Annotated in this window: 7 protein-coding genes and 2 pseudogenes; 6 read left to right on the top strand and 3 right to left on the bottom strand. The window is 38.8% G+C overall.

Going from position 1 to position 8,596, the window contains the following annotated elements:
• The first annotated feature begins 35 nt into the window (after nucleotides 1–35).
• From RM049_RS22925 to RM049_RS22900, 6 genes and pseudogenes are all read left to right on the top strand, one after another.
• Nucleotides 36–821 (top strand): aspartate/glutamate racemase family protein, encoded by a 786-nt coding sequence (locus tag RM049_RS22925; protein WP_322705800.1) that lies wholly within the window; start codon nucleotides 36–38, stop codon nucleotides 819–821.
• A 25-nt stretch (nucleotides 822–846) separates the two neighbouring features.
• Nucleotides 847–1,869 (top strand): hydroxyacid dehydrogenase, encoded by a 1,023-nt coding sequence (locus tag RM049_RS22920; RefSeq protein WP_322690671.1) that lies wholly within the window; start codon nucleotides 847–849, stop codon nucleotides 1,867–1,869.
• Nucleotides 1,870–2,144: 275 nt separating this feature from the next.
• Nucleotides 2,145–3,977, top strand: coding sequence for an ABC transporter ATP-binding protein/permease (locus RM049_RS22915; protein ID WP_322705799.1), 1,833 nt, complete (start codon nucleotides 2,145–2,147; stop codon nucleotides 3,975–3,977).
• A 210-nt stretch (nucleotides 3,978–4,187) separates the two neighbouring features.
• Nucleotides 4,188–4,349 carry a hypothetical protein gene (locus tag RM049_RS22910; RefSeq protein WP_322705798.1) on the top strand — a complete coding sequence of 54 codons (162 nt, stop codon included), beginning with the start codon at nucleotides 4,188–4,190 and terminating at the stop codon, nucleotides 4,347–4,349.
• A gap of 104 nt (nucleotides 4,350–4,453) precedes the next feature.
• The gene (locus RM049_RS22905; RefSeq protein ID WP_322705797.1) at nucleotides 4,454–5,797 is read left to right on the top strand and encodes a glutamate-cysteine ligase family protein; all 1,344 of its coding nucleotides are present in this window, start codon (nucleotides 4,454–4,456) and stop codon (nucleotides 5,795–5,797) included.
• Nucleotides 5,798–5,802: 5 nt separating this feature from the next.
• Nucleotides 5,803–6,309: pseudogene (locus tag RM049_RS22900) on the top strand (transposase); the annotation flags it as partial.
• Between the two features lie 204 nt (nucleotides 6,310–6,513).
• On the opposite strand, the gene RM049_RS22895 reads toward RM049_RS22900, so the two are convergent.
• The 3 genes and pseudogenes from RM049_RS22895 to RM049_RS22885 form a co-directional block, all read right to left on the bottom strand.
• The gene (locus tag RM049_RS22895) at nucleotides 6,514–7,698 is read right to left on the bottom strand and encodes an ARPP-2 domain-containing protein (protein ID WP_322705796.1); all 1,185 of its coding nucleotides are present in this window, start codon (nucleotides 7,696–7,698) and stop codon (nucleotides 6,514–6,516) included.
• Between the two features lie 27 nt (nucleotides 7,699–7,725).
• Nucleotides 7,726–8,064 carry a XisI protein gene (locus RM049_RS22890; RefSeq protein ID WP_322705795.1) on the bottom strand — a complete coding sequence of 113 codons (339 nt, stop codon included), beginning with the start codon at nucleotides 8,062–8,064 and terminating at the stop codon, nucleotides 7,726–7,728.
• A pseudogene (locus RM049_RS22885) lies at nucleotides 8,052–8,466 on the bottom strand (XisH family protein). The gene RM049_RS22890 and the pseudogene RM049_RS22885 overlap by 13 nt, the downstream one beginning before the upstream one ends.
• Nucleotides 8,467–8,596: the final 130 nt, after the last annotated feature.

The raw sequence follows: 8,596 nt of genomic DNA, 5'->3' as shown, positions 1-8,596 counted from the left end.
TTCAACCATAGTAATCACAAATTTTGAGGATATTTATGAATAAACTACCAGTTCTTGGAGTTTTAGGCGGAATGGGGCCTGTAATTACTGTTGAATTTCTTAAAACCATTTATGAATACAACCAGTATATCGACAACGAACAAGAAGCACCCAACGTTATTGTTTTCTCACTTCCTTCCGCACCAGATCGCACGACTTCAGTTCATAGCGGAAATGAAAGAGAATTCATTGATTTTGTGCAAATACATTTAGAAAAACTTAATCAATTAGTCGATCGCATAGTGATTGGTTGTTGTACTGCTCATTATGCTTTGGCTCATCTTCCAGAGCATCAGACTAATAAAGTAATCTCCTTAATTAAAATTGCAGACCAACAACTGCAAGAACATGATGAACCTGCCCTTTTGCTTGCAGGTACAGGTACTTACAAAAAAAAATTGTTTGAGCGAGGTTGTACTGCTGCGAATCAAATTATTTCTCCAGATGAAAAAGATTATCCCTTGATTCACGAGATGATTTTTAAAGTATTAAAACGAGGACAAAACCCATTAACAATTCTTGAAGACATTCAAAAATTGTTAAATAAATATAATACTCGTTCCTTTATTTCTGGTTGTACAGAATTCCATATCCTCGCCAAATATCTCAAGTTAAATGGCATTGATTCTATTCAAGCGATCGACCCTTTAATTACCATTGCTCAAAACTTGTCTCAGCTATTAGAGCCAACCGCATCTAATTCTAATAATTCTAATTTAATTCTAGAAAGTATGAAACTACCTCAACAATTATATCCATCGCCCATAAACTCTTTTGTGTGAAATAATTTAATCTAGGAGAAATTGTATGACAGCTATTTTCCCCCAAATTTCAGCAACGAATACTAAAACTCACAAAGTTCTTTTAATCGGGAGAATGTATGACGAAACAGGTGAAAAACTCCTTGAGGAACACACTAATATCGAAATTATCAAAGAACCAACTAAGAATAATATCAATGATGCTATTCAAGACGCATCTGGCGTATTTGTCCGTTATCCTACTAAATTAGATGCCCAATCAATTCAATTGGCAAAAAAATTAAAAGTCATCAGTACATCTGGATTTGGAACTGATGCCATCGATATTGCTGCTGCAACAGAACAGGGAATTGTCGTAGTCAACAACCCAGGGTTGTCGACAACTGCTGTTACAGAACACACGATTTGCATGATTTTATCTCTTGCAAAAAATTTGAGTTTCCTCAATCAGTGTGTGAAAACAGGAAACTATTTAATTCGTAATCAGATACAACCAATTCAAGTAGAAGGAAAAACACTTGGTATTGTTGGTTTGGGAAGAATTGGTAGTGCTGTTGCTAAAATTTGTAGTACAGCATTTCAAATGCGAGTTTTAGCCTACGATCCTTATGTTCCATCCAATAAAGCCGAAACAGTAGGTGCAACTCTAGTCAAAGATTTAGATTATCTTCTGGCTGAATCTGATTTTGTATCTTTACATCCTGAGCTAACCGATGAAACTCATGAAATGTTTGCTCTGGAAGCTTTTAAGAAGATGAAATCTACTGCTTTTTTGATCAATACCTCTCGTGGGAAGATAGTTCGTGAAAAAGATTTGGTTGTAGCTCTACGCGAAAAATGGATAGCTGGAGCTGCACTAGATGTGTTTGAGCCTGAACCCCCATCTATAGATAATCCTTTATATAACTTTGACAATGTAATTTACTCACCTCATCTAGCTGGAGTTACACCTGAAGCTGGTATGGCTGCTGCACTTTCCGCAGCTAATCAAATACTTCAAGTGCTTCAAGGTGAAAAGCCGCTTCACATCGTCAATCCTGAAGTTTGGAACAAGTTTCAAAACTTGTAATGGTATTACTTGCAAACTGCCGTAATCTAAATGGAAAAATAGTTCCAAGTGCTGAGTCATGAGTGATAAACTTCACTTATTACTCAGCACTAAAAATTACTAAGTTTAGCAAGAAAGACAGAAGGAATACTGTCCTTGTATAGCTTGCCACGATCGCTTGCAAGCAAGGATTTAAGCCCCATCTGCAATCAATGTAAGTTTAGAGCCTACACTAATTGCAGCCTCCTGCCTCCTGCTTTATTCACTCAAACAAGATTTCCGTTTATTGATAAAACATGTCAACCCAAGTTATTCAAAATCAATCATTAACAAATACTTCTTCCGGTTTTACTCGATTTTGGGAAAATGTCAAAGCGATCGCCGGGCCTTACTGGTATCCCACAAATCTCAACGGAAGAGCATTTTCAGATGTGATTCAGGCATGGGGAATGCTCGTTCTCCTAATCTTATTAATAATTGGACTTGTGGGCGTAACTGCCTTTAATAGCTTCGTCGATCGCTATTTAATCGATGTCATTATTCAAGATAAAGATACTTCTAAATTTTTTAGTACGTTATCACTTTACGGTCTTGGACTGCTCTTAATCACGTTCTTGACAGGATTGACTAAATTTGTCAGAAAAAAAATTGCCCTTGATTGGTATCAATGGCTGAATCAGCAGATTTTAGAAAAATATTTTAGCGATCGCGCTTATTATAAAATCAATTTTAGCTCCGATATCGATAACCCAGATCAACGTCTATCCCAAGAAATCGAACCTATTGCCAGGACTGCTCTAAATTTTTCAGCTACTTTGTTTGAAAAAATCCTGGAAATGACGACTTTTTTAATAATTCTTTGGTCAATTTCCCAATTTGCTGTAGCATTTCTGCTTACTTATACGATTATAGGCAATTTGATTGCTGTTTATTTGAGTCAAGAATTAGATAAGATTACTCAAGAAGAACTTGAATCTAAAGCTGATTATACATATAGCTTAACTCATGTTCGTAACCATGCTGAATCGATAGCTTTTTTCCGGGGAGAAAACCAAGAATTAAATATCATTCAGCGGAGATTTAATCATCTTTTTAAAAATTCTGAAAGTAAGATTGATTGGGAAAGAAATAAAGACATTTTTAACAGAGGATATCGGTCTATTATCCAAATATTTCCTTATTTAATATTTGCACCTGTATATATTCGAGGTGAAATTGATTTCGGACAAGTTAGCCAAGCAGTTGTAGCTTGCAGTATGTTTGCTAATGGGCTGGCAACATTAATAGATGAATTTGGAACTTCTGGACGATTTTCCAGTTATGTTGAGCGTTTAGCTGATTTTTCAGATGCTTTAGAAACAGTAACTAAACAACCAGAAAATGTCAGTACCATCAAAACAATCGAAGAAAATCATCTCGCTTTTGATGATGTCACTTTACAAACACCGGATTACGAACAGGTGATTGTCGAAGATTTGTCGCTGACTGTTCAAGCAGGAGAAGGTTTATTAATTGTTGGCCCTAGTGGTCGAGGTAAAAGTTCTCTGTTAAGAGCGATCGCTGGTTTGTGGAACGCAGGAACCGGTCGTCTGGTGCGACCTCCCCTAAAAGAATTGTTGTTTTTGCCTCAACGTCCTTACATCATCTTGGGAACTTTGCGCGAACAGTTACTCTATCCTAATACAAACCACCAGATGACCGACGCAGAACTTAAAGAAGTATTGCAACAAGTTAACTTGCAAAACTTGCTTAGTCGAGTAGACAACTTTGATACAGAAGTTCCTTGGGAAAATATCTTATCGCTGGGAGAACAACAACGCCTAGCTTTTGCAAGACTATTAGTTACCCGTCCTAGCTTTACTATATTAGACGAAGCAACCAGCGCTTTAGATTTGAAAAACGAAGGAAACTTGTATCAACAGTTACAAGAGACAAAAACAACGTTTATCAGTGTTGGGCATAGAGAAAGTCTATATGATTATCATCAATGGGTTTTGGAACTTTCACAAGATTCTAGTTGGCAACTTCTAACCGTGCAAGATTATCGAAATCAAAAAGCAAGCATTACTAAACCCGCCACAAATACTCAAATCCAAATAAATGAGTCTTCTAAGGATAAACCCCAATAGCAGTAAGCGGTCAGAAGGTATAAGCTTTACGGTCAATTGTGCCAATTAGTGAAAAATTAAAAGCGATCGCTAGGAAAAAAGCGATCGCTTGACTATCTCAACCGAACAGAATGGTTAGTTGCTTGTTATTAGCATACTATCTTGTGCTTACACAACTCAAAAAACTTGCACAGAAACATCGTTCCAATATTTCTAGAATATGGAGGGAATATGGCTACAATTAGTTCAGAAAACCAGCATTTAACTGAATGGCAAGGCAGTGGCGTTGACGAAGAAATCTTTCACCTCAATGTGCGATCGCCGCTTTTGTTCAGTATCCTTTGCGATCGCGTAATCGCCATCGCTGCGCCTGCTAGTGACAGTACTGCTTAATCCTCTTGTGTTTCAGCTTTACAAACGTACTATTCGTCACTTTATCCTTTAAGCTACATATAAAGTATTGGGGCTGTGGCGGGATTACTCTTACGGAGGCCTAAATGGATCTAGTAAAGCGTCGTATTGGTCTTGAGCAAGAATTTTTTCTGGTAGATGAAGCTGGTCATTTGAGCGATCGCGCCGATGAGTTTTTAACAAGTTGCCAGTTAATGGCTCAAGCACAAGGTTTAAACCCAAAATACTTTGTGGCAGAGTTCGTCAAAAGTATGGTAGAAATTAACACGCCGCCTGCGGACACTGCCAAAGAATTAGGAAGAGTTTATCTTACAAATCTCAAATTAGCACTCTGTGCAGCGCAACAGATTGGTTTACGCCTTTATCCTTTGTCTAGCTATCCTTTGCATACTATGCCAGTTATGCGGGATCAGCCTAATTACCATATCCAAGCGCGGACTGTGGGCTATGAACAATTTTTACACGCCGGAAAATGTACAGGTACGCATCTGCATTTAGAAGTTCCGCCTGGGGTAATTGACCCTCGTGTTGCAATATCCTACAACTCAACATTGGCAGAGCGAGAAGAACTATTAAATATCTTTAATTTAGCTACAGCTTGTGACTCTGCACTGATTTCCCTGACGCGGGCGTGTCCCTTTTATGAGGGACAAGCGATTGGTCTAGCCGCGCACACAATTCGTTATCGGGGTAGCGAAATCTTTGGTTGGGAAGGAGTTTACACTCATTTACAGCCTGTTGGCTCCCTTATGTCTTATGCCGAAAGTGTCGAAGGTTTAGTTGAACAGCAATTTGCTCGTTACTATGCTTGGTTACAAGCAATGGAAAAAGCCTCAATTGAACCGAATCTGTTCAAAGAAGCCGGAGGGGACTTACTCAAGTCAGCTTGGAATCCAGTTAGACTCAACAAACTCGGCACGGTAGAAATAAGATGTATAGATAGTAACTATCCATCAGTAATATTAGCAGTGATTACATTGCTTGAAAAAGCGGCTCATCGAGTCAGGTGCGAAAAGTTAACAGTCAGACCAGCTCAAGGGATGCAGATATTTGAACTAGTTGGCGATCGCCTGTATGTACCAGATTTTGAATATCTTAATGGGGAATTGCTCTATACATCAGCTACCGAGGGAATTAAAAACCCCAAAGTTAGAGCTTACGTCGATTCCATTTTGCAGTTTGCTATCAAAGATGGTGGTGAAGGAGCAAATTTTCTCCTAAAACTCAGCAGGCACCTCGATCGGTATCAGACGATAGAAGCCAGCATCTTGCAAGAGTTTACCCCAACAAATGCTCAACTTTCGTTAGATGTCGGTTTGCGTTTAGTACGTTCTTGTTGTGACAAGCTAGAAGAACAGGTTTCATGGATAGATATAGAAAATCCCCTAGCAACCTTGGATACTGATGAACGATTGTTGCTACAGCATTAAGGGACTTGTTATGGGGAGACGTAAACGGTTATGTTTGGGGCAAAACGAGCGAACGAGTATCAGTTCCTGTAGCCAACGCTCGTTGTAAACAAACTTATTTCGGGGCATTAGACTATAAAACAAAAGAATTTTTGATTTCCAAAGCAAAAAAAGCTAATTCTCACACGACAATAGTTTTTTAGAATATCTTCAGTCACAACGAAAGAGATGCAAAAATTTTAATTATTTGGGACGGTGCTAGTTACCACCGTTCCGGGCAAATTAAAGAGTATTTAGACTCGCTCAATGCAGAATTATAAACAGAACAATGGTTGATAACTTGTGAGCGTTTTGCCCCGAATGCTCCACAACAGAATCCTGTAGAAGACATTTGGTTACAAGCAAAAAGATTGATTCGAGAAGTTTACTTTTTTTGCCATTCGTTCTCTGTGGTCAAGGGGTTATTTGAGTTAGCGATTGATTGTCAAATTTTTGACTTTCCAAAGCTGCATGAATATGGTGTTTTCTCATGAATCATTTAGGATTTGTATTCACCCTGTTTGACTCAGTGTTATAAGCTGTCGCATCTGTAATTTTCCAGAGCATTACAGAGTTACCAATGGTGGCAGACCCGAAAAAGTCCAAATTATACGCACAACAGCTTACTTTTTCGGAAATTGACGAATGTATTGAAATTAATTTGTAAAAAAATAATGCTGAATCTTAGCAAGACAATATCACCTTTTACCCTTGACTTTTTTCAATGCTGCTTGTCTTATTTCTGCATTAAGCAAATAACCAAAACCCACCTTTTCTAAACGCAGCACAAATTCCTCTCGTGTATTGCCCAATTTACTAGCTGTAGCATCCAAATTCCAATTATGCTCTGCTAACTGACTCAGCAAATAAACTCGGCGAGTCTGCATTCCTGATAAGCAGTAAGTCTTCAAATACTCCAATTCACCATTCTCTCGAATAATCGCTTCCCCAATATGATTTTCTTCGTTGGGGTTGAGGTCAGTAATAAATCGTTGTAACACAAACGAACCAGCAGTATAGACTTTTTGGGAAATTAACTTGCGTCCTAACAGTCCCTCTGCCATGAAACCCTGAAACGATGCCCAATTTGAACGCATATTTTGTACTGCTGCTCTCAACGCTTTTAAATCATTAATTTTTGACTCATCTAAAGATACACTGATGGGAAAAGTTGTATCGTGCAGCAACGCGTATTGGTACAATAACTCACCATAGAAATCTTCTAACAAGCTATTGTGTAAAAGTCGATAGTCCTCTGGTGTCGGTACTACAAAAGCTGATGCTAATGCTTCGGCAACAAATACTAATACCCCAACCTGTCGAGAGTGAATTTCAAATACCCGCAAAGCATCTTCAAGTCCAGCAATGTAACGTCCACTAAAAGAGCTTTTCATTCGGCTACCCAGCCCATGAGAAAGGGCATACTTAGAATATTCACTCCAGGCGATATCAGGGCCAGAGAAAAACATTGATAAAAAGCCTTCCATTGCCAAGTGCAGTGGCAAAAATCTCAGTTGATTAGTAGATTCCCGCTTCACCATCCGGTGCATTAACCGGACACTGGCGCAACCATAGTTTAGCTGTTTACCATCTCTTTGAAAAAGCTGTCCCCCAAAAGCCCCTACAGGACTGCCGTCATTAGTCCAAGACAACACTAGACCGTGAGGAACATAAGAAAAATATTTCATTCCTGGTGCTGTCATTTCTCCTGCTAAGGAAACAACTGCTAAATCTTCATCGTAGCTACGACGCAGCAAACGCAAATCGTTACGTACTTGATGGCGCAATAATGGCACAATCCGCACTGCTCCCCGTATTTGAGAAGGAGCAATTTCTAGTCCTTTAAGTGATATGTCTGCTAACAGATTGCTTTTGGATGCCATAGGATGGTGGGTCTATTTTTACTAACTTTAAGCAACACCGTATTTGGTATAAGGACGTTTGTATGGGGGATGCAAGCCTAAAACAATATCTGAAGCTGGAACTCCTCTTTCCACTAGCTCTTGAGCAATATCGGCTTCTGTCATGTTGTGCTGAATCCAAATTTTATTATCTTTAATGTCTAAATGAATGTAACAGGCATAAATCCGATTAAACTCTTGCCAACCAATATCTAGAATTTGATAGCGATCGTGTTCTGTATCAAAAATGAGTTGACATTCAATATTTGGTTCGTTTGGGGGGTTTGGGGTGGCATGGGCGATTAATAATTCGCGCACAATTTGGCGATATTTGGCTAGTTTTTCCATTCGATTATCTCCTCTGTATTCGGTTTATATACTATTATTTTTAAGGCATAATGTGATATTGCCGCTTGAGTAAAACGCTCCTGAAAAAAAGTATTAAAAATATCAATAGGAACAGCTAAATAGAGGATGCGATCGGGTTCAGTCATTTCTAAGGCAAGGCGATAGTTGAGAAACTGGCAAGCGTGCATTATGAAAGTCAGTAATGACGGAGGGATTGATAAAGCTTTTAACTTCTACAGCAATTTTCTGCTCATCTTTTTCAGCAGCAAATACTTTTTCAGCAGCAAGATCAATCTCTAGTTTAACGCGCTCGATGCGAATGATTAATGGATCGCTAGTAATTGTCCATCCGTCTTTGATTAAGGCTTGCTTGACGGCTTGGTGGAATAGGTCTTTGGCCATAGTGAAATATTTACAACGGTTTTCAACTATATGAGGTACACCTATACCCCACACCCTACCCCCCTAACATTTGCTTAACTCGCTCTGCTAAATATGATTCCAATTCGGCTAAAGATGCAGAACCTTCAGC

The sequence above is a fragment of the Nostoc sp. DedQUE04 genome (genome assembly GCF_034530995.1).
Lineage (GTDB): Bacteria > Cyanobacteriota > Cyanobacteriia > Cyanobacteriales > Nostocaceae > Nostoc.
This window is presented reverse-complemented; position numbering and strand designations above follow the sequence as displayed.

Coding starts and splice junctions, on each gene's coding strand:
- RM049_RS22925 (WP_322705800.1), top strand. CDS start 36: ATGAATAAACTACCAGTTCTTGGAGTTTTAGGCGGAATGGGGCCTGTA.
- RM049_RS22920 (WP_322690671.1), top strand. CDS start 847: ATGACAGCTATTTTCCCCCAAATTTCAGCAACGAATACTAAAACTCAC.
- RM049_RS22915 (WP_322705799.1), top strand. CDS start 2,145: ATGTCAACCCAAGTTATTCAAAATCAATCATTAACAAATACTTCTTCC.
- RM049_RS22910 (WP_322705798.1), top strand. CDS start 4,188: ATGGCTACAATTAGTTCAGAAAACCAGCATTTAACTGAATGGCAAGGC.
- RM049_RS22905 (WP_322705797.1), top strand. CDS start 4,454: ATGGATCTAGTAAAGCGTCGTATTGGTCTTGAGCAAGAATTTTTTCTG.
- RM049_RS22895 (WP_322705796.1), bottom strand. CDS start 7,698: ATGGCATCCAAAAGCAATCTGTTAGCAGACATATCACTTAAAGGACTA.
- RM049_RS22890 (WP_322705795.1), bottom strand. CDS start 8,064: ATGGAAAAACTAGCCAAATATCGCCAAATTGTGCGCGAATTATTAATC.